We start from the raw sequence: 26627 nt of genomic DNA on the forward strand, positions 1-26627 counted from the left end.
ACGTTCGTTGTGTTGCGATTACACTTCATTGCCTTGCGAGCCACGTTCGTTGTGTTGTGATTACGCTTCATTGCGTTGCGAGCCCCGTTCATTGTGTTGTGATTACCCTTCATTGCGTTGCGAGCCCCGTTCGTTGTGTTGCGATTACGCTTCATTGCGTTGCGAGCCCCATTCATTGCGTTGCGATTACGCTTCATTGCGTTGCAAGCCAGTTGCAATAAAACAGGCCAGGGAATTCCGAAAAATTTCCCAAACCATCCTATCACACTATGTTACTATGTAGTAGAATTCACTGAAAAAGGAGCAGATTATGTTCTCTAAATCGGATGTAAAGAGCATGTCGGATATTATCGAAAGCCAATTTTCTTATAATGACTACAATGGATTTGAACATTCTCTCTTTCCATATGATGTGAAGCTTGGGACGAAGCCGGTGCTACTTTCAGCACCGCATTCTGTCAATCATATGAGGAATAATGAAGTGAAAAAAGCGGATTTATATACGGGGACGATTGCGTCTATTATTCAACTTTATACAAACTGTTTTTGTATTTATAGTAATCGAATAGCAGATGAAGATCCAAACTACACGATTGGCGGCAAATACAAAGATGCGGTTAAAGAAATTTGCACACAACATGATATTCGTCTTGTGATCGATTTGCATGGTGCTGCCGCCACTCGAGAATTCGATATCGATTTAGGAACGATGGATGGAACGTCTATTGACGAAACAAGTGTTTCCATTATGAAAAGTCTGTTCAATCAGAATGGAATTCATGATATTCGATTGAATGATACATTCCCTGCTTCCCATAAAGGAACGGTCACTCACTTCACTAAACATAAACTGAACATCAATGCGATACAAATGGAGATTAATTATTTGTATCGCAACCCGAATAATACGGCTCAGTTTTCGACATTGCTGCAATCGTTAGTTGACATTGTCGATCACTTCGGAAAGGAATCATTGTAATGGAAACACCCAGCTATATTTTGACAAACACGCCTTCATTCGTCGCAAGACATCAAATAGAAGTTCACCCAAACGATTTAACAAAATTAAAAACGGAAAACCATCTTTATGTTACAGTCGGGGACGAATACGGCAATGAAGTTAGATGTATGATTCTTTCCAATTCTACTATCCAAATTGGACAAGCAAAACTATCGAAAAGGTGCTTACAATGTTTGGATTCCAAAACGAAGTCCATCTTCATTCATCCCGCTGAATTTCAATTTATCAATCGAGGAATTCCAAAAGTGGATGATATTAAAAAGAAAATTGTCTATGCCTCCCCTGATCTAATTGCAAAGTACTCTAACCAAGTGGAACTCATAAATATCAAGACTGGCTTTAGAATGAAGCTACAGTTACGCGCAAGAAAAGACAACATGACACAAAATAAAGTCTTTATCAACCGATATCATATGTTACTTCTCAACTTAGAAAAAGATAGTAATACAAAACTTGTCATTACTCAATCACCCATTGAGAGTGTCTCAATGACTCGAAAAATCATAAAAAAGATATTATCTATTTGTAATAACACAGTAAAAACTATCGGAAATTGGTTCATCGGATATCGTGAGATAGAGCTGCGAATTGGATATATTTATCCGTTCGATGAAAGCCATAAAGTTTCTAGAATCCACCCAAACATCAGGAGATTTCTAGGTGTCGAAGAAAGCGAAAAAATCGTCATTGCCTACAACGGGAAACGTGTGAAATTACCGATACTTGACTTAGATACAAAACATATTGGGGAAGTTTTTAAAGTCGAAGACGAATTTACAGATAGTCACTTATATATCGGTATTCCTGCAACGACAAGAAACGAATTGGACATCCCTAATATCGGGACGGTCGTTAAAGTAAGAAGAAGCATGAAGTTTTTACTAATGAAACATATAAATAAGCTCATTCTACCGATCATTGCGCTATGGTTTACGATATTTAACTTCGTCAAGGCCGATTCCATGGAAAACATAGTGAAAATAATACTTCTGATTGTGACGATCTCGCCTATTGTCATCTTTGCATCTCTTTCTGTTGAACGATCGAAAGTGAAATAGATTTAGAGGACTGCTTATGCGGTCGTTTTTTATCTCAGAAGACCCAATTACAACACTCCTACACGTACCGAATCCATTTTTAGTTGCCAAAACGGCAGCAATCAGCATTACGGAAATGTTCCTACCAGCCTTTTTAGTAGTATAAGAAACCATCGTATCAAAATTCGACGTTGCAGTAGAAGATAGACTTTAAATCTAACTTCTGTTTTTTTAATAGCTCTCCCAAAATCTATCCTTTCTTCCGAACGTTCATTCGTGTATATTTAATACATACCGATGAAAGGAGAATAAATGATGAACTCAATCGATTTAATTTTATTAAATTTCAGCGAAGTACGAAGAAGAAGTATTAAAGTATGGACATCGATCCCCGAAGAAAAACTGAACTGGAAGCCCGACGATGAGGCAATGACTTGTATAGAGACGATTAGGCATGTGCTAGAAAGTGAGCATTATTACCATTTAGCCATCCAAAATAGGGGCAGTTTGGAGGTATTTGACTCTCCATTTGAAAATAGACCTTTTTCTACTGTAGATGCGGAATTGAAATTTGCAGAACCATTTAGAAATCAGTTCTTAGAAACGGTTAAGTCATTTTCAAAAGAAGATTTATCAAATATTAATATTGATCGTTCTGATTCAGGTTACATAAGAAGTTTGGGTGATATGTTGCTAAGAGTCGCCTATCATGAATCAGTCCATACCGGTCAATTACTGGATTATTTAAGAACGGCTGGGGTTCCAAGAGTACGTGTTTGGGATTAATTTAATTCGGAGGTTCGTATAATGCTGTCTACTAAAGCTTCAGTTGTGCTGGTTGAGTATACCGATACATACGAGGAACACCTATCCAACTACTATTTACCGGAAGAACAACTCCAATTTACAAGTATGCCATTAGATAAAATCAACAATCCTTCTGTTTCTAGCACTGCTAACCATGTCTTAAATCTCGAAGACGGTGTTCCTGTAGGTTATTTTGCTCTAGAAGATGGCGAAAAGCTTTTAAAGTATAGTACTAATCCTACTGCTCGTTTGCTGACATCTTTCTCAATCGATGCTAGAAATCAAGGAAAGGGATTAGCCAAAATTGGGCTGCAGCTATTACCTGAGTTTGTTAGAAATAACCTTTTTGGAACTGATGAATTTGTACTCGGTGTCAACCAAAAGAACACGCCTGCTTACAATCTTTACTTAAAAACAGGATTTGTAGACGAGAACGAATTTTATGAAGGTCCAAAGGGGCCTCAACATATTTTGCATTTGAAAGTCTAATCAAAAGAGCTATAAAGCTCTTTTTTGCTTCACGGATAAAAGATAGTTTTTGTACCTTTGTTACATCCTCGCTAAAGCAAGGAATTCGGTTTATGATTTACAACAATCACACCATGTAAGGCAATAAATGGCCCTATCAGTTCGTTAAGATCACCTTACCTTGATTTCCATCCGAAGACTCAACGATCCGAACGGCTTCCCGTATTTCCGATAAGCTGAAATATGATTCAGGCCTCATAAGACTGATTTTTTCATCTATGATCAATGTGATTAAATGGTTAAACGTCTCTTGCCAAGCTTTCGCGGAGATCCTATTATTCCAATGCCGCAAATGAAATAATTTTGCATTCACTTTTGTCTCATTTGTAATTCTTGCCCAGTCTACTTGGATTCCTGATAAAAGACCTAAGGATAAAAAAGCACCTTCAGGACGAACACAAAATGCTAAGTTATTACCAGCTGCTCCTCCAATCGAATCAATAGCTGCATCGGCTCCAACTCCACCAGTTAAATCCATAACTGTTTCACGCAATGGATATAGAGAGGTATTAATCACATGAGAAGCACCGAACTTTAGTAGATCCTTTGAGTATTTATCATTCCTGGTTATCGCAATTAATCGGAAGCCGAGAACTTTTGATAATTGAGTAAAAATATGCCCGATAGCTGAACCGCAAGCATTGACCAAGAGGACATCATCTGGTTTTAACTCTAATTCTTCCGTACAAATAACCCACGCTGTAATTGGATTTATGTACATTTGCGCAGCTGTACTGTCATCAATAGAATCTGGAATTACTACTGCATATTCTGCTTTTGTTTTAACAAACTCTTGCCAAGTGCCTTCTCCTCTCAAAGGCAAAACACGTTTGCCAATAAGACTTCGAGATGCCGTGGGACCTACGTTTTCAATAATTCCGACTCCCTCATAACCCGGAATATTTGGTAATGCAATTCTATGAGAGTAAGCACCTCTTATCGGTATTAAATCAGATGGGTTAATTGGTCTGGCTACCATGCGCACAAGTACTTCGTCTTCTTTCGGAGGTTGAATATCTTTATATTCAACTTTAAGCACTTCTTGGGGGTTGCCAAATTCATTGAATATGAGACATTTAGCTTTCAAGAAACCCACTCCTTTAGTCGATTCTATGTTCATAACAACCTACCCCGTTTACGGAAGATTGATCTTATTGAAAATCAGTCAAATTTGCATAATAAGTATAACATCTCGTTACTAAAGTATGGGTTCATCCAGAATAGTTTCTTAACGTTCAGACCTTTTTGAAATTCTTTGGGTGCAGTTCATCCAACGCCCATTATTTATAGAATCAATGAGGAGCTAAAAGTGGAATCATGTAACTAAAAGTACTTTCGATTGGTGACTCGAACTTCTCTAACTTTAAACCTTTTGACTTAAAACCGAAACGATGGACGAGCCTCATAAAATTAAAACAGATAAACGGATCGTGCACATTACACTCCATCGTAGCGTAAAGCGCTGGTTCTTGTTGCTCTATATACATATTACTCACATCACCCAAGTTGGATGGATATTCTTTATTCAGGATGAATCCTACTTCGCCGACCATTGTATTCCCTTTTGATTCTAATGTTCTTATAAAAATACCGGGTCTAACTCCTAGCCCCAATTTTTTAACCTTCTCTGAACTCGAGATCATCACAGACTGAAAAGGGCTTATTTTTCTTTGCACTTCATGTCTAAACCATATAAATACTACGGACTCATCCCATTTAACTAAATTGATATGCTGCTCTTTAGCAGTCACACCATTTAAATATTGTTTGGCAATCTTCAATGAAGATATCTTCGAATCTACATCATGTCTCCAATTGGAAATTAAGCGTTCCATCTCTTCCTCATTTGAATGCAAATACTGATAAATGTCTTCAATGCTAATACCAGCCAAACGGAGTGAATGAATCATTAATGCTTGGGATAGTTGATCGTCTGTATAAATCCGATAGCCGTTTTCTAAACGTTTTTTAGGCTCTAACAATCTTTTTTGATCATAGAATCGAAGAGTACTTGGTGGCAAGCCAGTTCGCTCCGAAAATTCATTGATTTTCATCCCCATTTCTCTTCACTTCCTTTTGCCGTTACGCAGGATAAGACCAAACGTTAATGCGATTTCCATCTAAATCAAAGAAGTGAAAACCTGCCCAGCCATTATGGGGATTACCAGCAACTTCAGATGGGTGCAAGCCATTTGCCTTAAGTTGAATGTACGTTTCATGAAATAGTTCTGGCCTGACGTCAAAGTAATTACGAACTGTAGGGTTTGCTTTTTCGAAAGGCATATCTTCTATTTTTTCCAACCATATATTGTCGTAGAACACTTGAGAGAGCTGCATCCAGTCATATGCATCCTCAACTTGTAAGTGTGCGTAATTGTCATTTTGTTCTACTACTTGAACCCCAAGGTTCTCTTTATACCAAGTGACCGCCTTATTGATATCTTTTACACCTATTCTTACATTAACATCACCAAAACCCGTTACCCTAGCTTCAGGGAATTGCCCTTCCAAAGCTTTATTGTGTACTGCTGTCAGCCTTGCATTATCAAAAGCTTGGATATCAAAACTAACTTGTCCAGCAGGCAACGTAACCATATTCGAAATCTTGATCCCTTCCTTTTCAAAATAGGCAAGAGTATCCTCAAGATTCGCCACCTCAAATCCTACCCTAGTATGTCCTTCAAAACCGCCTTCAGATTTAAAATGTTCAAATTCCCCTTCAAAGGACTTCAATGTCACCACACCTAATCTCGGCATCTTAAGGAATGCCTTTTTTCCGACAGGTGTAACGACACTATCTAAACAAGTCCAACCCATATGCTTGGTATACCATTCAATCCCCTCTTCAAACTTGTCCCAAGCCACCATAATAAATCCACCATCCCAACGGAAAACCATTTGTTCCATCCCCTTTTTGAAAATAAATTCGGTATGTTCTACCTATTTTAATTATAAAGGTTCGAGTAAGTTTAAGGTCAAGACCTTCTTATCTCAATTCCTCAATAACTTCCTTTGTCACCGCCAAGAACTGTTCAGTGGCAGCTGTTTGGATAGAGTTTTTTAAAGTAACTAGGTTGAGTTTAGCTTCAATGGTTGGATTAATTAGTTCGACGAGAGGTGGGAGTTCATAGTTGTTAATATTCTGGAAGAGAGCAGGAGCAAATGCAATTCCGAGATTTTCTCGGACCATGTTAAGCATAGGAAAAGTTTCGGTACCCCAATAGATAATATTAGGCGTAAAGCCAGCTGCATCGCATCCTTCCAATATAAAGTCAGAGATGCCGTAGCCAAGGGTAGTGTGTGGCATAAGAAAGTTTTCTTTTTTAAGTTCTTTCAATTCGATTGTTTTCCTATCCGCAAGCGGATGCCCGGGCGGCAGCGCAACGTAGAGGGACTCGGTCAGCAGGGCGGTCGTATGGAAGTCTTTCTTGTCGAAAATATTACGGACAAGCCCTATATCCATCTTATGCAGCCGAAGCTGTTCTAAAATGAAAGCAGTGTTCCCTTCAAGAACACGGATTGTGATACGACTTCCCCGTTCATTCAGTCGTTTTACGACCTCTGGGATGATCGTAATATTAGCAATTGTCGAGCATCCGATTGTGACAGTTCCGTATTCCCCGGAATCGTGTTCAGCAACTTCTTTCATAATTTCACTAGTAGACAGCATCAATTGTTTTCCCCGTTTATAAAGGAGATGACCCGTCTCCGTTAACGTAAGTCGTTTGCCACTTCGAATGAACAAACTAACGTCTAATTCCTCTTCCAATTTCTGAATGGCTATGCTGAGAGGTGGCTGTGTCATATTGAGGGCAATCGCCGCTTTTGAAATGGAGCCTGTTTCGACGACCATAATAAAATACCGCAGCCGATCAAAATCCATAAAAACCCTCCTTTATATATTTTTTATATACATTCTACTCTTATTATATATTTTACATGTAATCGTTTTCAATATAAAATTCTAATTAGCATCAATTTTTGATCAGATAACAATATTGGGAGGGAAAATGAATGAAATTCAAAAAAATAATGAGTGTTTTAATGGTTGGAGGACTAGTAGCGGGGTTGGCTGCGTGTAATGGCGCTGCATCAAATGCAGGCAAGAATGATAATTATCCTTCACGGGCAATCTCATTGACGATACCGTATGCCGCTGGAGGTAGTGCAGATCTTCAAGCTCGTATTATTAGTGACTCCATTCAGAAAGATCTTGGTCAAACGGTCAACATCATTTCAAAGCCTGGCGGTGCAGGTTCTACAGGTATGACTGCTGTGAAAACGGCAAAACCGGATGGTTATAATATTATCCTCACAGCGGTCGGACCTTCTACACTCACGCCAAATGCCAACAACGTAGGGTACGACGTAACAAAAGACTTCAAGCAAATTGCACAAATTACAGAAGCTCCCTATGGAATTGCTGTGAATTCAAGCTCTGGCATTAGTAGTTTAAATGAATTGCTTGAAGTTGCAAGAACAGAGAGTGTGACATATGGAACGACCGGTGCTGGACTTCATCAGCATGTCGTAACAGCTGCATTTGTTGAAAGTCAGGGAGATCTCGACATGGAGCATATTCCTTTTGAAGGCGGAGCAGAGGCAGTAACTGCACTGCTCGGCAATCACGTTGATGCATCAGTTAACACAATATCTGAACTGCTCCCCCATGATGGAAACGGGCTTACGATTTTAGCTGTGACTTCTGACGAACGTCTGGAAGAACTGCCAGATGTACCAACGTTCAAAGAACTTGGCTATGAATTGATTAGTACAGGTGCATGGTTCGGATTTATGGCACCAAAAGATACTCCGGACAACGTCGTTACTAAGCTTGAGGAAAGTATTAAGAAGGCCCTCGAAGATGAAGAAGTCATCGCTCAGTTCAAGAAAGCGGGCTTGCCGATCTCCTTCCTAAATTCAGAGGAGTTTACGAAGAAAACAATGGAAGAGAATGAAAAGAATAAAGAAGTAATCAAATCGCTAAACAACTAATCTAGGAGGGATGTGTAGATGAGAAAAGAAATTTTAGACATCTCTACAGGCGGAATTCTATTGTTGCTATCAGCAATAGGGTTCTTGATGGCCGGACAATTCGGGAACGGACAAGCTTATGGGCCGGATTTCTTTCCGAAACTGATTTTGACGCTATTGGCGATTTCTGCAGCCTTGCTGATTGTCGGAGGAGCTTTACGTCTGAAAAAAGAAAAAAGCGTGCCACATATTCAGTTTGATCGGTCTGCTGTTGGAAAAATCGTCTTATTCATCGCATTGTTAATAACTTATATACTGCTTTTCTTTTGGGTCGGATTTATCATTTCGACCATCCTGTTTCTGCTTGCAGCCCAATGGATTTTTGGATTACGGAAGGTTGTGTTGCTCGCAGGTGTTGCGGTTATCCTGCCGATTTTACTCTATTTCATCTTCACACTGGCATTTAAGATTCCATTACCTTAAATTAACGTATCGAAAGGAGGATGCTTCATGTCTCAAGAATTCATCGCTGGCTTATTATTCGCCTTAGCACCGGCCGCAATTCTTGCCAACCTGCTCGGAGTAGGCCTTGGAATTGTTTTTGGCGCACTTCCTGGGCTGACTGCAACGATGGGGGTGGCCCTACTCATCCCGCTTACATTTGGATTAGATCCAGTAGTCGGTTTCAGTGCCCTGCTCGGGGTATATGTAGGTGCGGTATACGCTGGTTCAATCACCGCAATCCTCGTTGGTACGCCTGGTACTGCTGCAGCTGCAGCTACCCTTTTGGAAGGTCCAGCATTGACAAAAAAGGGAGAAGCCAAGAAGGCCTTGACGATGACAACAGTTGCATCTGTCATAGGCGGATTATTTAGCTGTGTGGCCCTCATTTTCATCGCACCTCAACTAGCAAAAGTCGCTTTGTCGTTTGGACCTCCAGAATACTTTGCACTTGCCCTGTTCGGAATTTCAATTGTTGCTGGTGTTTCTGGCGACTCTCTATTAAAAGGGATTATCGCAGGTTTAATCGGACTATTCATTGCTGTTATCGGTTTGGACCCTATTACAGGGGTCAACCGTTTTACGTTCGGTAATGCAAACTTACTGAATGGCATCGATGTAGTACCCGCGCTTGTTGGACTGTTTGCCATCTCTGAAGTATTAAGCCGTTTGGAAGGGAAAGCAGAACAGCTAAGAAGTAAAATCGGCAACTCTTCTATCGGGTTGAAAGCTGCAGAATTAAAACGCAACTGGTTCAATTTGTTGCGTTCATCCGCTATTGGAACATTTGTCGGTATTATCCCCGCAACTGGATCGGGTGTAGCATCATTCGTCGCTTATAACGAATGGAAACGAGTTGCAAAAGATAAATCGTCAGTCGGCAAAGGAAATGTTGATGGAATTGCCGCAACCGAATCGGCTAATAATGCGGTCACAGGCGGTGCCCTCGTTCCTCTTTTGACACTTGGCATTCCAGGTGATGTAATAACTGCCGTTATGCTTGGAGCATTAATGATTCAGGGACTGACACCAGGTCCTATGCTATTTACGACAAATGGCGATATTGTCTATGGTATTTTCATAGCATTGATCCTAGCAAACATCTTCATGCTTGTTTTAGGTTTAGGAGCTTCAAAAGTGTTCCCGAAAATCCTTAAAATTCCTGAAGAAATCCTGATGCCAGCAATCGTTGTACTCTGCTTGCTTGGTTCGTATTCGATTGCGAACTCGACATTTGATGTGCTGATCATGCTCGTATTCGGATTGTTAGGCTACGTTATGTTAAAAGTCGGCCTTCCACTTGCGCCGATGTTATTGGCATTGATTTTGGCACCGATTGTCGAAACGAACTTCCGTCGTTCGATGCTGCTATCGCATAATGATTTTTCCATCTTTGCAACCCGCCCAGTGAGCGCAGTGATTCTCGCTGTCACCCTCACGATCTTTGCGGTAATTATTCTGAAAGAATGGAGAAAAAGAAAATTGGAAGCGTAAGGAGGAGTCACAAGCAAATGCAAAGTGAACTGCTAAAGGAAATTACACGTTACATAAAGGAACGTCAGCCATCGGCGGTTGATTTTCTAGCTGAGCTGGTAAATACGGATAGTTCTGCTTTGGACAAACAGTCGGTGGATCAGGTAGGACGATTGATCCGACAAAGGCTTGACCAGGATGGCATAACATATGAAGTTAAACCTCACGCAACCTACGGGGATGCGATCATTGCCAAAGTGACTGGAAAACGGGATGGAAAAATTCTGCTCATGGGACATATGGACACCGCATTTCCGGTCGGCACGGCTAATGAGCGTCCATTTAAAAAAGAGGCCGATATGCTTCGAGGTCCAGGTGTATCGGATATGAAGTCTGGTCTTGTGACCATGATGGAAGCTGTTGCAACCTTGAAAGAGCTTGCGGAAGATGAAATTTGCGAGATTGAACTTCTTTTCACATCCGAAGAGGAAATCGGATCTCCTATTTCCCGGTCGATTATAGAAGAACGGGCGGCCGATGCGCTTGCTGTATTTAACCTTGAGCCCGGCCGTCCGGACGGATCAGTCGTCACTGCGCGCAAAGGTTCAGCCCATTTGAGGATCGATGTCGAAGGAAAAGCAGCCCACTCGGGGGCTTTTATTGAAAATGGTATAAGTGCTAACGATGAACTTGCAAGGAAGATGATTGAAATTAAAAAACTCATGGATATCGAAAAGGGGATAACAATCAACTTCGGCAAAATCCATGGAGGAATTGGTAACAACGTCGTGTCGCCATCTGCATCAGCTACCATTCACCTTGCTTTTTGGACATTGGACCAGTACGAACAAACAGTAGAGAACATACGTAAAATTGTTGACCATTCTTATATTGACGGATCCAAGAGTACGCTGTCCGGCGATATTGGCATGTTGCCGATGGAAAAACATAGCGGTGTGGAAAAACTATTCAACGTAGTTAAATGTGCAGGCAGTGAGCTTGGCATCAATATTACCGAACAACGTACAAAAGGCGCCGCCGATGCGGGCTTCACTGCCTCCTTGGGCATCCCGACAATCTGTGGAATGGGGCCAGTAGGCGGAAACTGGCACGGGACAGATGAATACATGGAACTTGACACTTTTGAGCCAAGAACCCTGCTTCTCGTCCATTCGATTCTAAAATTCCTCAAAACCCAAAACTAATTTGTTGAGCACTGTGCATAAAGCACAGTGCTTTCTAGTAAGAAAGGGGGGAACCCGTTGACACTTGGTTTGATTTTTCACTCCATCGGAATTATCACCTTAATGATCACAATTGGAGTTATCCTGGCGCGAACATTCCATTTTAACGAAGACACGCGGAACGTCTTTATTAGTCTGATTGTAAACGTCGGTATGCCTTGCATCATCTTGTCGAGTATTTTACAAGTGGACATTAACGGGGATCTTCTTCAAAAAATACTACTTGTATTCTTCCTCTCCATTGGCATTAACGTACTCGGCATTGGCATGGGCTATCTTTTTGCAATTGTATTTCATAAGAAAGTCGACCGAGCAAAGGAACTTGCCATTCTATCTGGTTTGGGAAATACAGGGTTTATCGGAATTCCACTATGCGCTGTACTATTAGGACCTGAAGGAGCCTTGTATGCAGCCATGTTTGATGCGGGGGTTGACTTTACAATCTGGACTGTCGGTGCTCTGTTGCTTCAAAAAAACCGGCGAGTCGGATTAGGCATGCTGCGTACAATGATCAATCCTCCAATCATTGCGATTTTCATAGGAATACTGATGGCGCTCTCCCAATACCGCCCACCGCTACTCATTGTAGATCTGTTTGATCGTTTAGCAGCCATTGCAGCCCCGCTGGCCATGTTCTATATCGGAATCATGATGATGAACCTCTTTCAAACGAAACCTGCACGAGGACTGCAGATATCGCGGTCGACTCTGTGGCTGCCGATAATGGTCAAGCTCATTTTACTGCCGGTCTTTGCCGTCTTAATCGGCAAGACCTTGTCTCTTCATCTGGTGATGCTGCAAACCTTGCTCATTCAGGCAGCCATGCCGACCTTGACTCTTTCTTCCATTCTGTTTGCTAAATATTCCGCAGACGAAGAGATGGGTGTCATCACAACCATTTTCTCCACGCTCGCCGCATTGCTAACGATACCGATAATGATTTATTTGTTGAATTTATTAATACTTCAATGATTACTAAAAGACATGTTAAACGTTTCGTCCTAAGTTTCCCCAACAAGTTGAAGAATAAGAAGTGAAAGAAAGCGACCATTCTGTTTTAAGAATGGTCGCTTTTTATTAATGTTTATGAACACAATATGGTAAACACCAGGAAGTTTGAATAAAACCCTACCCGTTTCCCACTTCAATTTACTACATATCTAACCAGCCCAGTCGCATTGGCATATAACGCGGCGTGTGTTCTGTCTGCCAGTTCGAGCTTCGCAAGAACCTGGCTAACGTGTTTTTTCACGGTATATTCGGTGATGTACATTTTTTGGGAGATTTCCTTATTTGAAAAGCCTTTTCCGAGTTCCATTAACACTTCCATTTCCTTAGGCGTTAACACTTCGGTTTGCTTTTCCGATTTATAAGAGGTGCTCGGCTTCATTACAAATTCGAGCACACCTTGGTCGTAATACGTTCGTCCTCTATTGATCATGCGTAGTGCATGCAACATTTCTTCCGGCAACGCTTCTTTTAACACATACCCGTCGACTTCCATTTCTTTTGCCCGTCTGAAATCTTCTTTATCCGTTGAAGAGGTGAGCACAACAAACTTGCAAGTTGCGCCTTGCCTTCTTGCTTCGGCAATCAAGTCAAGACCTGATTCGTCGCCTAGCCTTAAATCGACAATCGTCAAATCAGGCTTCAAGGAATTCAATACAAGCAGCCCTTCCTTGCCGTTTGCCGCTTCCCCAAGAATCTCTATATCATGTTCAAGAGAAAGGATAGCAGTTAAACCTTTTCTTACTAATGGATGATCATCAATAATTACAATTTTCATAGCTCTATCATCTCCCTCATTTTCCCTGTTTTACTTTTTGGAATCTCTATGCGGATTGTGGTCCCAAAATCTGGTGGGCTGTCAATGGAAAGGTTGCCGCCAAACAAATTGACACTCTGCTGCATATTGTAAAGGCCGATCCCTTGTTCTTTCCTATCTCGTCCTCTCATCGACTGAAAACCATTTCCGTCATCCCAGATTGTTACTTCAGTCTTTTCATCGGTAATTAATATTTCCAATTCGATTCGTTTACATTTGCCATGGCGCACCGCATTGCCACAAGCTTCACAAACGATTCGATAAATCGCTTCCTTTAAATCGGAGGAAAGAATTGATTCATGCCCCTCGAGATTATGGTTAATGCATATGTCATTAAGTTTCGCAAAATCTTTAACATACTTAGCAATCCTTGAAAAGAATGGTTTCTCTCCTTTTTTCACAGGACTTAGACTGTAAATAGCGGCCCGTAATTCCTTCATTGTTTCTTGAGCGGATACCGATAGAAATGTATACTCCTCATCTAGTTCTTCTTTTGTCATGAATTGACTCTTACCTTTCAAGCTATGAAGAGAATAGACGATACCAAACAATCTTTGTGACACACTATCATGTATTTCATTCGCAATGCGGTTCTGCTCTTCCAATATAAGCATTTGGTCCATCATTCGATCCATTGAAATCCGTTCAAGCATAAGTTCACCGAGTTCTGCTATAGCTTCAAACGGACGGTTTATACGTAGCGGCTTCCAATCCTCTTGTAAATTGCCGATTTTCACACCGACAACTCCATTATTCGATGAAGTGCGAATGACTTTCATCAGATATACCTCTTCACCGAAATTCCCAGCAAATGCCCCACTTTGATTGCGAATCCAATGCCAGGCTTTTTGCAGCTCCAATTCCAATCCCGCAAATTTTGTCCTATTAACAATCTGACTTCGTTGTTCAGCACTGATAAGCCAGAAAAAAGCCTCTTCACATCGAGTGCATTTCCGTAATGACTCGGTCACTTCCACCATGACTTTTCCGGCATTTTTTTTGCTCGTCATCCCTTCTGTCAACTGGTAGAAAGACATGATATGTTCCATTGTTTCTATATACTTTTCATTCGTTATTCTCAGCTTTTCGTTCACGAATAAAAGTTCATCTTGTTGGATTCGCAGAAGACGAGCATTAGCATCCAACTCTTTCGTCAGTCTGGAAAATAAACTGACAAGCAAGGTCGTCAACAAACAGACTAAATAAAAATAAGATCGTTCCTCGACCACTTGCCGAATGGAATCTGCTCCAGCTAACGAGAACGTGATGAAAGTCGCGTTGCCAAGATAAAATGTTAATGCGCCCCAGCAATATAACGGTGCCAAATATCCTGCAGCGATAAGCACTGGATTCAATGCATACCAGATGAATGGACTCGTAATGCCCCCAGTCGGAATTAACAATAACGTTAACCCGATTGTTTCAGTTAGAACGATAGCCTGAATCACTTTTACATTTCCTATATATCTTTTTTGCAAATCAGCGATGATCCATGCCGCAACTAATAATGCACCGATAATGCCAAGTTTAAAAATCCATGGTGCTTGGGGACCGAAGAGAAAAAAGACCGAAGTTAACAGTAGTGATATAGCCCGAAATAACAACGCCAAGTTTAGAATATTCCCCAGGCTCCCTGTTAATGCTCGCAAAATCTCCTTACTCTTCCGCATAAATGCTTCTACCTTCGTCCCATATTTCATCGATTACGGCCAAGTGCGCTTCAAACGCTTCATATTTATATAATTGGTTCCCGTCCACAATAAAATAGCTAGCTCTCTCTACCCCTTCTTGTTGAACGAAAATAGGAAGTTCCTTCTCATCCGCTATTTTTAGAAGCGACTTTATATCTGATAACAGCAATATTGATTTTCCATCCATGCCTTCATTTCTCGATACGGCAATAATTCTATTTCCATACTTTTTATTAATCGATTCAATTTGTGACTTTCGTTTTCTCGGTTTCATAATATTGTTCACATAAATCCATAGCAGCGACAATACTAGTGACGACAGTAAACTTGAAATCCTTAAAACGCTTACTGGTACAACGACACCTAAAAAATTGAGTGTATTAGTAATAGTTTCAATAGAGCCGAACTGAATCGGTGAAGTAAATTCTTTTTCACTAGCCAAAACAATACTGTCGAATAAATAATGGAAAACAAGGTTCTCATTTACTTGCAATTCCCTTTTGATTCCATCAAAATGAATAGTCCCTTTTATCATCGGGGTTACTAGTAAGGAATATTTAGAAGGCGTAATACCTGTTTCCTCTTCCGCCTGGGTAATGAACGCATTTATTTTATCCAGATCAATCGAGTAGGTGCCATCCATAATCGATATGGCTGTCCCTTTTTGTTGAAATGATTGTTTTTTCTCCAACGGAAATGTCTTTTCCCAAAGATCTTGGGCGACCACTGTTAACTGGACTTCATGCTCTCCTTCAACAACTATATCCTCTGTGGAAGTAATGATCGTTTTCATATCAATCGGAATTGCGGTTGTAATCTTCTTTAAAATCGTATCTCCAACCGGAACTGTTCCTCCAGACGTATTGAGGACATTCGGTTTGATGGTAGCTTTATAGTCGTATATTGTTGTAATTCCAGTTGGATTTGAATGTGTCGTCGTAGTTGAAGTGGTTGGTTGTAGGAAGGAGTAGATTAAAATAGCAATGGATACAGCAAGGACACTAGAAAGGATCAGATTTCGTGTTTTATTCCATCTCATTAAAAATTGTTTCAAACCAGCCACTCCTTTACTCTTCGATTTCATCATCTATTTCGGTAGTCATTTCTAATTCGTCTACTTGCAGCGATTCTTCCGCATGCTCTTCAGGAGCATCCTCTTCCGGGTCTTCTTGCACAATAACCGCTTCTTCCTTCTCATCGCTATCTTCTTGTTCAGGATTTTCCACTTCCTCTTCTTCTTTCTCATCCTCTTCTATCAACAGCTCAAGAAGGATCTGTTCTATATTGGATTGGGGAATAGTCGTCTCTACCAATGCATATCCACCATCCCATTCGATATCCAATAAAATCGATTCGCTTATTTCTTCAGGATGGCCTTGAATTGTAAAACCGGCACTTCTTCCTGGTCCGATTTGAAATGATTCATTCGGAGCTATGCCGCCTGTGTCCCTTACCTGCACAACGGTTTCCATGTTATTTGTTATCCAAAATAGCCGGCCTTCTCCATAATGGACAGATAATAAAGCATGACTTTCAGATACTGAGGATACTGTCGCTTTGTTCCGCAGTTCCGTGTTAGAAAAACTAGTACTTTGTAGAAATAAAAATGATAAGAACAATAATAATACGGCACCATATAAGTATTTTTTCACCGAAATACCTCCCAAAAATAATAAAAACCCAATCAAATCGGACGCTTGTCCGCATTTAATCAGGTCGGTTGCACCATTAACTCCATACGTCCAAGGTGCCCAAATACAGGACGTATTTCATCGTTCCCATGATAAATTTGTAGTATTACAAGTATTATAACGAACGCAATTTGAATATTTTGTCATTACTCGTAAGGAGTATAGTTCTATTTTTGATTAATAAGATTTTATTTTGGCACTACTTGTCGAATTTTTCCATCAATCAAAAAAAGAGAATTGACCGTATAGATCAATTCTTCAAAAGCACTTTTCTATTAATCGACAGCCTCTCCACTGACAACAAGGTTCGGAGCAAAATTGCCAAGGCTTGCATTGCTCTCCACAACGATTTTCACATCGACTTTCGCCATTTCATTCATTTGAGCCGAGACACCTGAAGCAGCTGTCAATTTCGCAACATCAGCACCTCTTATACTGTCGATTTCAGTCCAATTATCATTTCCACTCTTCACCCAAACACTGATGCCTTCCGGCAAATTATATTCGGTTTTAATAGTTGCATACACAATATTTTCCGAGTTGTTTTCTATAGTAAAAAGCTCATTCCATATATACTCACTATTTTTTTGCAATCCAAATGACGAATTATTATTCCCTTTGTTGAAATCAATCTTTAACACACCATCTTCAATCGTTGTCGCATTATGTTTTCCGACATTTAATGCTAGAAGCGCTTCGTCTGTACTGACAACACTTCCTGTCATCGCACTCGTTACTGTTGCGGATGAATACGACATAGCGGCCATTAAGCTTGAAATTGCAAGTAATAAAACGATCATCAATACACTTTTCTTCATTCGCACCTCGACACCCCTTTTCTTCTTTTACGAAAAAAGAATTGATGACAAATGCCATCAACCCTTTTTCGACATTATTTCACTTGCGCTTCTGCAGCTACAACTAAGTTAGGATTGAAGTTACCGAGGGACGCTTTGCTGTCAACGACCAATTTAATATCTACATTAACTTCATGCTTACTCAAGTTCTTAAATGGAATCGGTAGTTCGCCAATGAAAGCTCCGTTGACACTGTCGATTTTCGTCCATTCACCATTTCCAGCCTTTGCGTACAAAGTAACGCCAGCAGCTGGATTGTTTTCTGTTTTGATTGTTACTGCAACTTGGTTTTCAGAGTTGTTTTTCACGCTGAAAAGTCCGTCCCATACATATTCACTCTGTTTTTGAACACCGTACGTACTGACTGGCATACTTGTAACATTGCCTTTATTGAAGTCAATTTTCAATACGCCGTCCTCAATTTTTGCCGCATTGTGCTTTCCTGCATTCAGTGCCAATAAGGCTGTATCCGTCGTTTTCACAGTTCCTGTCATCGCACTTGTCACTGTCGCAGATGAATACGACATTGCAGCCATCAAACTTGAAATGGCTAGCAGCAACACTACCATCAACAAACTTTTTTTCGTCTTCAAAATACCATCTCCTCTTCTTTTATTCGGCTCCTCGCCGTTGTCTAACTGATTTAAGTATAGGAGAGATATTCATAGACTTCGTCGCTCGTAAGAACACTTTTTTAAAACTCTTTCGTCTACATTGCAAGCTACTTTTGATACTTGAGACTACTACGAATGGCTACTAACAAGTATACTTTCGTACCATTCCCCTCCCTCTTGAGAGGGGTTAATTCAGGAGATATTTATCTTACAATTACAGTAAGGGGGAATATATATTGAAGCGATTATCGAAGGTTTTTAACATCCTGCTTCTATTCGTTATCCTGCTTACGCTAAGTGCAGCAGTCGGATCTGCCATTATGAAAAAGCCGATATTGCTCACTGTTATACGCTCCGACAGTATGGTACCTGTCTGGGAGCGAGGAGATATGGTAGTGATTAAAAATGTAGGCAAAAAAGATACTATTAATGTGGGAGATATCGTATTCTTTACAACCGACAAAGGAAGCTTGGCCACAAAAGGATGGATTGCACATCGAGTAATGGAAGGAAATGATGAAGAAGGATTCATCACAAAAGGGGATGCCAATAAGCAGACGGATCAGGAATCAGCGGGGTCAGGTTTGATTAAAAGAGAATGGATTGCTGCCAAGGCCGTTACAATCGGAGATTCTCCTCTCGTCATACCTAAAGCAGGCTATTTCTCTCTTTGGATGGAAAAATACCAAGGTAATCCTTATGTATTGCCCGTGTTTGCCGTCATCTTAGCTTTGCTTATTGGAATCGGAGAATTGAAATCAGGCAGACGGCACAAAAAGAAAAATAAAGGCATGGATTTGCAACTAATCTATATAGGTGGCGGCTTTGTTATTGCCATGATCATGGGAGGTACAATGCTCGCTTCCAGCCAACATGTGAAGCTTATATATGAGGTATCTGAAACGAGCAAGGGGGTTCTTATGGGAAGTTCCTTAGGTATTTTGCAAGTCGGTGATGTTATAACACAACCGTTATCCGAACTACGAAATGATGGCTTCATCCCTTCAATCGGCGTCATTACAACGAATGATAACCAAATTGATTTAAGTCACGAAAGGCTCAACCTTACAAAAGGACAACTTGTTGAAGCAGAATACACGTTGCATGCCGAAAAACCAGGAAAGTACGAAACAGCCATACGCGTTGGGATCTTTTATCCTTTCCTGCCTTCATCAGTCATCTATTTTCTTGCACAGAAATCTTATTGGCTGGCCTTAATCATTATCTCGATCATTCCAGGATTACCGCTAATGGTATATCCATTTATAGACAGGAAAATGAGAAGAAGAATGGTAAATGTGTTTCGTAAAAAGTCGAGAAAATTTCGAGGAGCTTTCCCTTTCTAATCGTGCAGTATCGAAGCACCTTGTCCAAACGGGCAAGGTGCTTTATTTACATAAAAATATCCCGAACGGTAAATTTCGACCATTCGGGATATCAATTACTGATTCATGAAGTTTTTAAATGGATATAGGGAAATGAACACTTCACCTTTTACTCTTTCCTTCGGTATCAACCCTACATCACTACTCCGGCTATCCAAGCTTTCACCAGGCGTTCTGTTGTCCCCCATAACAAAATATGAGTCCTTGAGCACAGATGTTAGAGCCATATCATTCGGGGTTCCCATTGCGAATTCTTCATTTACAGCTTCGCCGTTCACAAGTACAGCTCCGCCTACAATTTCAACTGTGTCATCTGGCACTGCAATAATTCGTTTAATAACATCAAAACCGTGCTGATCCCGGAATAGAATAATGTCATTTCTCTCGAGTTCGTAAAACAGGTTGCTCGTTACAATTACGTCATTGTTATTGATTGATGAGGCCATTGAATTGCCACTTATTACTGTTATACCGACTACACTGCGAACAATGAAAACAATCGCCGCTACAATCAGCACAAATTTCACCCAACTTACTATACTCTCAATAACTTTATTTGTATCTTTTTCCTTTTGAGTTGTTGGGGCAACATCAAGTTTGATCATATGCATTATATATCAAGTCCTTTTCTATCATCAGAACCAATTTCTTGATCTTGTTCAGGTTCTTGAATGATTTCTGTTTCGATTTCAGCATCTGATTCATCAGGATTGTCTGACTCAACATCAGGTATAGTTTCTACCTCTGTACCGACCTCTGTTCCAGGTTCCGTTTCGCTTCCTTTCTCATCTGATCCGGTACCCTCTTCATTCTCAACTTCGGTAGTAGGCTCAGGCACAGGAGTTGGCTGAGGCGCCTCCACTCCAGGTGAATTGCCTGGAATACTACCTTGCATGGCCTTTTCCATTTCCCTAATTGCTTCTTGGTAAATACTATCCAATTCCTTTTGAATACTACTTTCCCCAGCTGATTTGTCAATTACCATGTTGTTGATCAATTCATCGGCATAGTTTCTTAAATTGCTAGTTCTCATTTCCTTTTCCGCAATCGTAAAAGAGTCAATGTATTGGCTTGCTTGTTGAATTTCTATTTGCAACTGTTCTTGTATGCGACCAATTTGAATATCACGTTCATTCTCGATAGCATCTTTGATCTCTTCAACTGCAGTTCCTCTTTTCGAAGTAAACCAATTTGTAAGAAGTGAATGTACATCCTGCTTTGCGAAAGCGATCGATACACCGCTTCCAAGTACCCCAGTCAAAAGAACAGCTCCAATTAGGAATTTAACCTTTTTCATATAGTATAATTTTTTATTTCTATATCTAGTTATTCTAGTATCCACTTTGCAACCCCCTCATTAAAATATTAGGGCCTGGCAAATTAAACGGCAGGCCCTAACAAGTATTATTTATTCATTGATGCTGGAAACGACTTCGTCTAGTGCAGCAATTGCTTCAGCTTCTAGTTCCGCCGCTTTCGTGGCAATTAAGCCTTCTTGTGTTGCAACTAGGTCAGCAAGAATTCCTTCAACTTGTCCACGCACTTCGTCAATCTTCCAATCGATTCGGTTTTTCAAATTACGAGTGTTGATTTCCTGTTGTGTTGCTAACTCGGCAGTCAGTTCTTCTTTTGCAATTCGAATCGCTTCTTCCAACTCAGTAACGGCCGCGTCTTTCGCTGCAGTCAAGTCATTAGTGACTTGTTCAATAGCTGCTTGTCCCTTTTCACCTGTAAATGCAGTTAAATCAGTAGTAGCATATGCTAGCGCTGCGTCTCCAGCTTCTTGAATTTCAAAATAACCTTTAAGGAATTCATTATAGAAAGCTAGTCCTGCACCATCGATCAATTCATCCTTCGTACTTTCCACCGATGCTATCCTGCTTGCTTTTGCATTTGTAATTGCTGTTGTAGCAGCCCCAATTTCACTATCCCTCTTATTATTAATGTCAGTCTCTGCTTCAGTTTTCATTCCGTTATACTCATTTTTCAATCCAGGCAATTGCTCTTGTGCATATTTTGATACATCTGAGTTAATGGCCAATAACGTTTCGCCAAACTTCCCATCGTACCAAGACTTCAAAGCCCCGCCTGCGTCTGTGTTAGCAAATGCCATTCCAACGCCTGATAATAATCCTACCGAAATTGCCCCAGCCAATACTTTTTTCTTAACAGTCATTCCCATTTTATAACTCCCCTTTATATATTATTTTTATTTGTAGGTCCACCCATAGAGTGAACCGTAGAAACCTTACTCTGATAAAATATCTTCCAAAACGTCGAGAAAATCATTTTCGATTTCATTCATCATTTCTAGCAAATCTTCATCATCCATAACCCATTCGCTATTCATCAAGGATTCTTGGGTTTCTGAGATTTGCTGAAGATATTCGCTCTTGTATTTGCTCATTTCATTAAACTTATCTTTTGCAGTTACTTGACCGAAATTCTCAAGCGATTGTTCTGCTTTTTTCATTGACTGTTCTTGCTGTGTGGCTACGGCTTCCTCCAGTAAGGAGATTCCTTGTTGTACCTCTTCACTTGACTGATCAGTAATGAATGCAAATTTCCCTTTAAACGAATGAGCAATATTTAGAGCAAACTCCGACTTAGCATAAATTGAGGTACTTGCGAGCAAAAAGCAGCAAGTTATGAATCCGAACGCAATTCTTTTCATTATCACCTACCCCTTCAGTTAACCATGTTCTTTTGCACTAACTCTCAAGTATCATTTAGCCTACCTAAGATTGATTAGTGGGTTTTTCTATCTGTACTCAGTATAGGTCCTATGATTCTACTCCTCTTCCCTCCTTCGGATACTTTTTCATTCCTCTTTAGTGCTCACATCCATACACTTTCTAATGACTCCTTCTTCTCCCTTTGTGTAAGTCGGTATACTTTTGTACCAGCTGAATTGTTTGTAGATGGGTTAGCTGCCTGTGTAAGACGCATTTATGACAATTCGTTCAGAGGTATTTTCATACAATGAAAAAGTCATCCGTCTTAAACGGATGACTTTCATTCGCGTCAATATACAATTGTAGTGAATAAACAGAATTGCGTGCTGCACAGGCACCAAAATTTTTGCATATTAACCGATTACATAATCTTTTCTATTTGCAAGGTTTTTAGCTGGTCTTGCTGGTGGTATATCGGTGTTCGGCGCATACATGTACACACAGAATAGATCCACTATGAGGTACATTTGGCTATCATCATTCCCATTTTCATAGAAAAATATCGGTTGTTCAATTTCATCCGCAATCTTCAGCATGGATGTAAATGTAGCGAAATGGACAATGGTCTTTCCTGTGAAATCAATTTGTTCCGAAATCGGGATCACCCGCCTTCCGTACTTCTTGCTAAGCCTTTCCGCTTCCGATGTGTCATCATTCACCGGACCCTCGTCCAAATATACGAGCGAAAATAGAATGGACAATATAAGAAGAAGGAATAACGATATACTAATAATTCGTACAAGAAGCAAGGGAATAGATAATCCAAGTATACTGAATGATTTCGTCAGAGTTTGATTTTCATTAGGTTCAATAGCAGTAGAGTAGGCTTTCTCACTAGCAAGTTTAATTTCCTCAGGTAAATAATCGAATATGAGCTTGTCCTGGATATCGAGCTCCTTTACCTTATCCGAGTATTGAAGTTCTCCTTGAATCGTTGGAACGACTTCAAGTTCGTATTTTGGGTGCCTCACTCCCGTTTCATTCTCAACTTGAAGAATAAAAGCATTCACTTGGCCCAAGTCGATTTGATAGGAACTGCTGATAACGGATATATCCGTTCCTTTCCCTTCAAAGCTTTGCTTGTCCTGCAAAGAGAAAGCCCTCTCCCAATTGCCTCCTGCTTTAATAAGTAGTTGAACTTCGTATGATCCCTTGGCGAGTACTTCTTCATCAGCACTTATGATGGATTTTAAATCGATAGGGATTGCAGTAGTGATGTTTTTATATAGTGTCTCGCCAGCCTCTACCGTTCCTCCATTTGGATGAAGGACGTTCGGAGTAACCATTGCTTTATAGTCAAATGCAGTTACCATTTCGGGTATGCCATCTTCAGATTGGGCTGTATTCGCGTTCGGTATGATCCAGGTATAAATAGTTACGATACCTACTATGAGCAATAAAGACAACAGAGAGACAAAAAGTTTCTTATTGTTCTTCTTTAATACAGTTGCTAAGATTCTATTCAGCAAAATCACCCCTCCAAGTCAATATCAGTCCTAATTATCGGCTAGTATAACAATTAAGATAGGAGCATTCCGTCGATTCCTGCGGTGCTATCCCTTCTATTTTTGTCGAATAAATAGATAAGTCGCATTCTCTCTACTCAGCATAAATGAAAAGCCACCCATGCACGTTTCGCCATGCACAGGCAGCCCCCAAAACTTGTCTATTGAGCCAGTTTCATCCTTCTATAATGCCTAACAATCATAAATACAATTCCACCTGTAACCAGCACGGAACCAATTAACATGAAATTAAATATTTTTCCCGACGTAGCTTTCAAGGTAAATCCTGAAGAAGCTAATACCCCACTGTCAATCATCCCTTTTGTCATAGCTTGGACTGCCATCTCTTCTTTCCCTTCCGCTGCAAAAGTGAATGTAAATGCAGATGATAGCCCTTGAAAATCATTTCCAAGATGCTCTGGAAAACGAATTGTAATGTCCAAACTTTCCTCATTGCCACTCACAAGTTTTCTCGCCGGCAACGATTTAAATTCAGACAATTTCCCAGTATACAATTCCACGTCACCGGCTTTTATCTCCACCAATAACTCATTAAATAGCTTCACTTCTCCGTCGTTCTGCAATTTCATTTGATAGTCAAAATCTTTGCTTCCCGTATTTTTGACTATAATCGTCCGAGGCGCCCAGTCGCCGGGCTTCATATTGCTAATGTCGAATAAAGTACCTGTCGGCGAAAGGCTGATGTTCAATTCATTCGTGTCCGTCTCACTCTCACCATCCGCAAATACACTCGCTATTGGTATGAAACATGATCCGCTGATCAATAAAATTAGTGAAAAAAGTCGAAACAACCTGCTCATAATAGTGCCTCCTTATACATCCGCTTGCTTTTTTTGAGGCAGTTCGATTTGAGAAAGAACCTTCCAAATTGTAAAGGCAGAGTAGATAAGCAATAGAAAACCAGGGATCAGCAGTAGTAGTGCTCCATTCTTCGACTGTGCAAAATTTATAAAGTAACCGACGTAAGGCACTGTGAAACCGGTATACTCCGCAACTACATTATCTGCTAAGACCGGATTCATGTCTTCCGCATTATTGTTGTCACCTTTTGTGCGGTAAAGTACATTATCACCACTTTTTACTACTTCGGTAATTCTATGCGTAATCAAAATATCTTCTTCCATGAATGTAATGACGTCGCCTTCTTTAAAATTGGTTTTATCTTCGACCAATTTTACGGAGATGATCGAGCCGGTTTGAATTCCCGGCTCCATGGAACCTGATAGCACTGATTTAAATTGGTAGCCGAAAAGTTGTGGCTCCCCGCCAGACGCTTTCGTGATGACCACAACGGAAGCCACCCCGATCAACAAGATCATCAGTATTGTAGAGACGATGCTATTAATCCATTTCATTATTTTCTTCGTTTTCATTTGTATCCCCCTCTGCTTTCATTGTGTTTTGTTCTGGTTTTTCAGGTATACTCATCTCTTTGTCATAATCACTTTCTATAGGAGGATTTTCCTCAGTTCCATTTTTAGATTCATCTTCTTTCGGTTGTGTTTGAACATCTTCTTCAGGATTTTCTTGCTCTTCTTCTCTGTTGATATCCAAATCATCGCCTACTAAATCGTCTGAATCACTTGGCTCTTTATTTTCCGGTTCAGTTGCCTGTTCATCTTTTAGTTCATCAACGTTCCCGGCTTCATTCTCGGAATCTGCATCGATTTCCTCACAGTCTCCCTCTTCAGACTTGCCATCAACCACATCAGTTCCTGCTTCTTCCTGAGGTGCGTCTACTTGATTTTCATCGCCAATTATATTTTCATCGCCAGATGATGAATCATTATTAGTATCTTCCTGAGGCGTTTCTATTGCATCTTCATTACCTGCATTTGTTTCGTCACTTGATGGTATGTCATTTTGGATTTCTTCCTGAGGAGCCTCTACTTCAACTTCCTCAACAACACTTGTTTCGTCGCTTGATGGTATATCATTTTGAGTTTCCTCCTGAGGCGTTTCTACTTGATCTTCGTTGCCTGCTGAGATATCATTTGGGATTTCTTCTTGAATCTCTTCTACTTCAACCTCAACAGTCGTTTCGTCAACTGGTGAAACATTGTTATCAGTTTCTTCTTGGGGTACTTCAACTTCTTCTTCGTTGCTGCCAGTTGTTTCGTTATCTGACGTGACGTCAGCTTCGACTTGCTCCTGAGGTGTATCTACTTCTCCTTCGCCAGACGATACATCGCCAACATTTTCCTCACTTGGTATTTCCATTTGGGCCCCGCCGTCAACGACTTTCCCTTCATCTGGTGCATCAACGCTTTCTTTTTCTTCTTGGGACGTGTCAGCTTGTGCTTCGCCATCGATAATAGATTCTTCATTTGGCACTTCGCCTACTTCACTTTCATCCAGAGGAATACCTGCCTTGTCTTCGTTGTCGACAGCAGTTTCCTCATCCTTTTCTGTATCCTCCACATCACTGCATGCTTTCTTTACGGGATCCCATACGCCAGCTATAATCATATCGGAAACTTCCGCTTGGCTGCTCAGATAAGCAGACGTGCCAGACGTCATATAACTAGTGCTAAAAATAATTAAATAACCTATGAGTGCCAATTTTAAAGTAAGAAAAAGTCCTTGTTTCCTTTTTCTATATACGCGTATACGCTTTCTTCTCAATTCAATTCCGCCTTTCTAATTTTCTTCACTGGAATTTTCTTAAATATATTCCTCAAGACATAAAAAGAGTTATATGTTGAGAAATAAATATAA

The 26627-nt window shown here is 40.4% G+C and carries 29 protein-coding genes and 1 riboswitch; of the genes, 11 read left to right on the plus strand and 18 right to left on the minus strand.

Going from position 1 to position 26627, the window contains the following annotated elements:
• The first annotated feature begins 310 nt into the window (after positions 1-310).
• The 5 genes from ACTHPA_RS00415 (at position 311) to ACTHPA_RS00435 (ending at position 3354) form a co-directional block, all read left to right on the plus strand.
• Positions 311-979, plus strand: coding sequence for a hypothetical protein (locus ACTHPA_RS00415; protein ID WP_440498081.1), 669 nt, complete (start codon positions 311-313; stop codon positions 977-979).
• Positions 979-2079: a hypothetical protein gene (locus tag ACTHPA_RS00420; protein WP_440498082.1), complete on the plus strand. Its 1101-nt coding sequence runs from the start codon at positions 979-981 to the stop codon at positions 2077-2079. Before ACTHPA_RS00415 ends, ACTHPA_RS00420 begins: the two co-directional genes overlap by 1 nt.
• Positions 2080-2095: 16 nt before the next feature.
• On the plus strand, positions 2096-2224 hold the full coding sequence (locus ACTHPA_RS00425) for a hypothetical protein (RefSeq protein WP_440498083.1): 129 nt from the start codon (positions 2096-2098) through the stop codon (positions 2222-2224).
• A gap of 149 nt (positions 2225-2373) precedes the next feature.
• Positions 2374-2844, plus strand: a complete 471-nt coding sequence (locus ACTHPA_RS00430) for a DinB family protein (protein ID WP_440498084.1) — start codon at positions 2374-2376, stop codon at positions 2842-2844.
• Positions 2845-2865: 21 nt separating this feature from the next.
• A complete protein-coding gene (locus ACTHPA_RS00435; RefSeq protein WP_440498085.1) occupies positions 2866-3354 on the plus strand; it encodes a GNAT family N-acetyltransferase in 489 nt (162 codons plus the stop codon).
• Between the two features lie 136 nt (positions 3355-3490).
• On the opposite strand, the gene ACTHPA_RS00440 is transcribed toward ACTHPA_RS00435, so the two are convergent.
• The 4 genes from ACTHPA_RS00440 to ACTHPA_RS00455 form a co-directional block, all read right to left on the minus strand.
• Complete coding sequence (locus ACTHPA_RS00440; RefSeq protein ID WP_440498086.1) at positions 3491-4480, minus strand: zinc-dependent alcohol dehydrogenase family protein; 990 nt, start codon at positions 4478-4480, stop codon at positions 3491-3493.
• 205 nt (positions 4481-4685) lie between these two features.
• Positions 4686-5453 carry a helix-turn-helix domain-containing protein gene (locus ACTHPA_RS00445; protein ID WP_440498087.1) on the minus strand — a complete coding sequence of 256 codons (768 nt, stop codon included), beginning with the start codon at positions 5451-5453 and terminating at the stop codon, positions 4686-4688.
• Positions 5454-5475: 22 nt separating this feature from the next.
• On the minus strand, positions 5476-6291 hold the full coding sequence (locus ACTHPA_RS00450; protein WP_440498088.1) for a VOC family protein: 816 nt from the start codon (positions 6289-6291) through the stop codon (positions 5476-5478).
• Positions 6292-6379: 88 nt separating this feature from the next.
• Entirely contained in the window at positions 6380-7276 is an 897-nt protein-coding gene (locus ACTHPA_RS00455; protein WP_440498089.1) for a LysR family transcriptional regulator, read from the minus strand.
• Between the two features lie 131 nt (positions 7277-7407).
• On the opposite strand from ACTHPA_RS00455, the gene ACTHPA_RS00460 reads away from it, so the two are divergent.
• Genes ACTHPA_RS00460 through ACTHPA_RS00480 form a run of 5 tightly spaced genes read left to right on the plus strand, consistent with a single transcriptional unit; the run spans position 7408 to position 12557 of the window.
• Complete coding sequence (locus ACTHPA_RS00460; RefSeq protein WP_440498090.1) at positions 7408-8388, plus strand: Bug family tripartite tricarboxylate transporter substrate binding protein; 981 nt, start codon at positions 7408-7410, stop codon at positions 8386-8388.
• Positions 8389-8406: 18 nt separating this feature from the next.
• The gene (locus ACTHPA_RS00465) at positions 8407-8850 is read left to right on the plus strand and encodes a tripartite tricarboxylate transporter TctB family protein (RefSeq protein ID WP_440498091.1); all 444 of its coding nucleotides are present in this window, start codon (positions 8407-8409) and stop codon (positions 8848-8850) included.
• A gap of 27 nt (positions 8851-8877) precedes the next feature.
• Positions 8878-10362, plus strand: coding sequence for a tripartite tricarboxylate transporter permease (locus ACTHPA_RS00470; protein ID WP_440498092.1), 1485 nt, complete (start codon positions 8878-8880; stop codon positions 10360-10362).
• A gap of 17 nt (positions 10363-10379) precedes the next feature.
• A complete protein-coding gene (locus ACTHPA_RS00475) occupies positions 10380-11546 on the plus strand; it encodes a M20 family metallopeptidase (protein ID WP_440498093.1) in 1167 nt (388 codons plus the stop codon).
• A gap of 57 nt (positions 11547-11603) precedes the next feature.
• Positions 11604-12557, plus strand: coding sequence for an AEC family transporter (locus tag ACTHPA_RS00480; RefSeq protein ID WP_440498094.1), 954 nt, complete (start codon positions 11604-11606; stop codon positions 12555-12557).
• A 172-nt stretch (positions 12558-12729) separates the two neighbouring features.
• Here ACTHPA_RS00480 and ACTHPA_RS00485 read toward each other — a convergent pair whose 3' ends face one another.
• The 6 genes from ACTHPA_RS00485 to ACTHPA_RS00510 form a co-directional block, all read right to left on the minus strand.
• Complete coding sequence (locus ACTHPA_RS00485; protein WP_440498095.1) at positions 12730-13371, minus strand: response regulator; 642 nt, start codon at positions 13369-13371, stop codon at positions 12730-12732.
• Complete coding sequence (locus tag ACTHPA_RS00490) at positions 13368-15020, minus strand: sensor histidine kinase (RefSeq protein WP_440498096.1); 1653 nt, start codon at positions 15018-15020, stop codon at positions 13368-13370. Before ACTHPA_RS00490 ends, ACTHPA_RS00485 begins: the two co-directional genes overlap by 4 nt.
• 46 nt (positions 15021-15066) lie before the next feature.
• Entirely contained in the window at positions 15067-16155 is a 1089-nt protein-coding gene (locus ACTHPA_RS00495) for a DUF5305 family protein (protein WP_440498097.1), read from the minus strand.
• Between the two features lie 13 nt (positions 16156-16168).
• Positions 16169-16753 carry a hypothetical protein gene (locus ACTHPA_RS00500; protein WP_440498098.1) on the minus strand — a complete coding sequence of 195 codons (585 nt, stop codon included), beginning with the start codon at positions 16751-16753 and terminating at the stop codon, positions 16169-16171.
• A 54-nt stretch (positions 16754-16807) separates the two neighbouring features.
• Positions 16808-16890: riboswitch (cyclic di-GMP riboswitch) on the minus strand.
• Positions 16891-17067: 177 nt separating this feature from the next.
• Complete coding sequence (locus tag ACTHPA_RS00505) at positions 17068-17610, minus strand: DUF1102 domain-containing protein (RefSeq protein ID WP_440498099.1); 543 nt, start codon at positions 17608-17610, stop codon at positions 17068-17070.
• A gap of 74 nt (positions 17611-17684) precedes the next feature.
• Positions 17685-18242, minus strand: coding sequence for a DUF1102 domain-containing protein (locus tag ACTHPA_RS00510; protein WP_440498100.1), 558 nt, complete (start codon positions 18240-18242; stop codon positions 17685-17687).
• A 257-nt stretch (positions 18243-18499) separates the two neighbouring features.
• Between ACTHPA_RS00510 and ACTHPA_RS00515 the strand changes: the two genes are divergently transcribed.
• Positions 18500-19609 (plus strand): signal peptidase I, encoded by a 1110-nt coding sequence (locus ACTHPA_RS00515; RefSeq protein ID WP_440498101.1) that lies wholly within the window; start codon positions 18500-18502, stop codon positions 19607-19609.
• A 95-nt stretch (positions 19610-19704) separates the two neighbouring features.
• On the opposite strand, the gene lepB is transcribed toward ACTHPA_RS00515, so the two are convergent.
• The 8 genes from lepB to ACTHPA_RS00555 form a co-directional block, all read right to left on the minus strand.
• Complete coding sequence (gene lepB, locus ACTHPA_RS00520) at positions 19705-20259, minus strand: signal peptidase I (protein WP_440498102.1); 555 nt, start codon at positions 20257-20259, stop codon at positions 19705-19707.
• Positions 20259-20990 carry a hypothetical protein gene (locus ACTHPA_RS00525; protein WP_440498103.1) on the minus strand — a complete coding sequence of 244 codons (732 nt, stop codon included), beginning with the start codon at positions 20988-20990 and terminating at the stop codon, positions 20259-20261. The genes lepB and ACTHPA_RS00525 overlap by 1 nt, the downstream gene beginning before the upstream one ends.
• 66 nt (positions 20991-21056) lie before the next feature.
• Positions 21057-21830: a hypothetical protein gene (locus tag ACTHPA_RS00530; RefSeq protein ID WP_440498104.1), complete on the minus strand. Its 774-nt coding sequence runs from the start codon at positions 21828-21830 to the stop codon at positions 21057-21059.
• A 66-nt stretch (positions 21831-21896) separates the two neighbouring features.
• The gene (locus ACTHPA_RS00535) at positions 21897-22322 is read right to left on the minus strand and encodes a hypothetical protein (protein WP_440498105.1); all 426 of its coding nucleotides are present in this window, start codon (positions 22320-22322) and stop codon (positions 21897-21899) included.
• Between the two features lie 414 nt (positions 22323-22736).
• Positions 22737-23852, minus strand: a complete 1116-nt coding sequence (locus tag ACTHPA_RS00540; protein WP_440498106.1) for a DUF5305 family protein — start codon at positions 23850-23852, stop codon at positions 22737-22739.
• A gap of 197 nt (positions 23853-24049) precedes the next feature.
• Positions 24050-24709: a hypothetical protein gene (locus tag ACTHPA_RS00545; RefSeq protein WP_440498107.1), complete on the minus strand. Its 660-nt coding sequence runs from the start codon at positions 24707-24709 to the stop codon at positions 24050-24052.
• Positions 24710-24721: 12 nt separating this feature from the next.
• On the minus strand, positions 24722-25282 hold the full coding sequence (gene sipW, locus ACTHPA_RS00550; RefSeq protein WP_440498108.1) for a signal peptidase I SipW: 561 nt from the start codon (positions 25280-25282) through the stop codon (positions 24722-24724).
• On the minus strand, positions 25251-26534 hold the full coding sequence (locus ACTHPA_RS00555; RefSeq protein WP_440498109.1) for a hypothetical protein: 1284 nt from the start codon (positions 26532-26534) through the stop codon (positions 25251-25253). The genes sipW and ACTHPA_RS00555 overlap by 32 nt, the downstream gene beginning before the upstream one ends.
• Positions 26535-26627 lie beyond the last annotated feature (93 nt).

Origin of the sequence: Sporosarcina sp. SAFN-015 (assembly GCF_051966875.1) — a bacterium.
Classification (GTDB): domain Bacteria; phylum Bacillota; class Bacilli; order Bacillales_A; family Planococcaceae; genus Sporosarcina.

Bases quoted from the DNA above. Each gene is read 5' to 3' on its own strand.
- ACTHPA_RS00460 (WP_440498090.1), top strand. From the start codon at position 7,408: ATGAAATTCAAAAAAATAATGAGTGTTTTAATGGTTGGAGGACTAGTA.
- ACTHPA_RS00435 (WP_440498085.1), top strand. From the start codon at position 2,866: ATGCTGTCTACTAAAGCTTCAGTTGTGCTGGTTGAGTATACCGATACA.
- ACTHPA_RS00545 (WP_440498107.1), bottom strand. From the start codon at position 24,709: ATGAGCAGGTTGTTTCGACTTTTTTCACTAATTTTATTGATCAGCGGA.
- ACTHPA_RS00425 (WP_440498083.1), top strand. From the start codon at position 2,096: ATGCGGTCGTTTTTTATCTCAGAAGACCCAATTACAACACTCCTACAC.
- ACTHPA_RS00455 (WP_440498089.1), bottom strand. From the start codon at position 7,276: ATGGATTTTGATCGGCTGCGGTATTTTATTATGGTCGTCGAAACAGGC.
- ACTHPA_RS00430 (WP_440498084.1), top strand. From the start codon at position 2,374: ATGAACTCAATCGATTTAATTTTATTAAATTTCAGCGAAGTACGAAGA.
- lepB (WP_440498102.1), bottom strand. From the start codon at position 20,259: ATGCATATGATCAAACTTGATGTTGCCCCAACAACTCAAAAGGAAAAA.
- ACTHPA_RS00475 (WP_440498093.1), top strand. From the start codon at position 10,380: ATGCAAAGTGAACTGCTAAAGGAAATTACACGTTACATAAAGGAACGT.
- ACTHPA_RS00485 (WP_440498095.1), bottom strand. From the start codon at position 13,371: ATGAAAATTGTAATTATTGATGATCATCCATTAGTAAGAAAAGGTTTA.
- sipW (WP_440498108.1), bottom strand. From the start codon at position 25,282: ATGAAAACGAAGAAAATAATGAAATGGATTAATAGCATCGTCTCTACA.
- ACTHPA_RS00505 (WP_440498099.1), bottom strand. From the start codon at position 17,610: ATGAAGAAAAGTGTATTGATGATCGTTTTATTACTTGCAATTTCAAGC.
- ACTHPA_RS00450 (WP_440498088.1), bottom strand. From the start codon at position 6,291: ATGGTTTTCCGTTGGGATGGTGGATTTATTATGGTGGCTTGGGACAAG.
- ACTHPA_RS00465 (WP_440498091.1), top strand. From the start codon at position 8,407: ATGAGAAAAGAAATTTTAGACATCTCTACAGGCGGAATTCTATTGTTG.
- ACTHPA_RS00445 (WP_440498087.1), bottom strand. From the start codon at position 5,453: ATGGGGATGAAAATCAATGAATTTTCGGAGCGAACTGGCTTGCCACCA.
- ACTHPA_RS00530 (WP_440498104.1), bottom strand. From the start codon at position 21,830: ATGGGAATGACTGTTAAGAAAAAAGTATTGGCTGGGGCAATTTCGGTA.
- ACTHPA_RS00535 (WP_440498105.1), bottom strand. From the start codon at position 22,322: ATGAAAAGAATTGCGTTCGGATTCATAACTTGCTGCTTTTTGCTCGCA.
- ACTHPA_RS00420 (WP_440498082.1), top strand. From the start codon at position 979: ATGGAAACACCCAGCTATATTTTGACAAACACGCCTTCATTCGTCGCA.
- ACTHPA_RS00470 (WP_440498092.1), top strand. From the start codon at position 8,878: ATGTCTCAAGAATTCATCGCTGGCTTATTATTCGCCTTAGCACCGGCC.
- ACTHPA_RS00415 (WP_440498081.1), top strand. From the start codon at position 311: ATGTTCTCTAAATCGGATGTAAAGAGCATGTCGGATATTATCGAAAGC.